Here is a 1,098-nt window from a genome sequence, read left to right as displayed (position 1 = left end):
GCCCCAAGCGACGTCCGCGCCGTCACCCGCATCGCCGCTGGACGCGTGGACGGCGCCGCCTCCGGGCACGCCGCAGCCCCCGTCCACCGGCGCAGGACCGGCCGAGACGACCTTGCCCACGCCGCCGCGACAGCCCGATTCGGCCGCCGGTGTCGCCTGGGGTGCGCCCCCTGCCCCGTCCAGCGCGTTCCTCGTGCCACCGGCGCCTCGCACGCCGGTGGAGCCGTCCGTGCCGCACGCCGTGCAGGGGCCACCGTCGCCGGAGGTCGCCGCACCGGTGCGGGCGCCCGCGCCTCGGACGCCCGTGGAGAGGCATCTGCCGCCGGCCCCGTCCCGCCAGCCCGCCGCGCCCGCCGTTTCCGCGCCGGCGGCCGGTACCGGCGCGGCCGAGTGGCACGTTCCTGAGGCGGGGCGTTATCTGCCACCCGGACGAGAGGCGCCGGGGCGGGCGGGGGTCCCGGTCTGGGGCATCGTTGGAGGCGAGGCCGTCGTTGTTGCAGCCGTTGCGTTCGGGGCTCAGTTGGTGTGGCCCCTCTGGGGCGCGGTGGCGGTCGTCGTCGTGTGGGGGCTGGTGCTCTTGGCGCCGCTTGGCGCGGGGCGGGTCTACGGGTATCGGGAGCCCCAAAGTGCCGAGCGCGTCCAGCTGGAGCAGTCCTGGCGGGACGTCCAGCGGCGGGCCGGGGTGAGCGCGTACCGGCTGGTCGTCGTCGAGTCGGACGAGCTCAACGCCTGCGTGCCGTTCGGGCGGACGGTCGCGGTCACGTCGGCGTCCGCGCGGTCGCTGCCGCCGGGACGGCTGGAGGCCGTGCTCACCCATGAGCTGGGGCACGTCCTCGGCTGGCGGGTGGTCCCGGCGTTCGTGCACGCGCAGGCCACGCTGCCGAGCCGTGCGCTGCTGTGGACGTTGCGCCGGGCATGGTCGCCGGTCGGTCCGATGTGGAAGCGGGCCGTCAAGTGGCACCGGCCGATCGGATTCGTGCTGGTCATCCTGCTGGCGCTGGCGGCCGCGGCGGTCACCGTCGTGGTGGCGCTGCCGGCCGGTGTCGCGTACGTCGCCGCGCTCGGCGCGCGGCTGCCGGGCGGGCGCGGGGAGGGGCG

1 protein-coding gene is annotated in these 1,098 nt (G+C 77.2%); it reads left to right on the top strand.

What is annotated here, in order from left to right; genetic code table 11:
- Nucleotides 1-523 precede the first annotated feature (523 nt).
- The coding region (locus tag E1284_RS42290) for a M48 family metalloprotease (RefSeq protein WP_165965635.1) at nt 524-1,098 on the top strand (575 nt) is incomplete at its 3' end.

Origin of the sequence: Actinomadura bangladeshensis (assembly GCF_004348335.1) — a bacterium.
GTDB classification, from domain to species: Bacteria; Actinomycetota; Actinomycetes; order Streptosporangiales; family Streptosporangiaceae; genus Spirillospora; species Spirillospora bangladeshensis.
The sequence above is the reverse complement of the archived record's forward strand: the minus strand, read 5'-3'. Positions and strand labels throughout refer to the sequence as shown.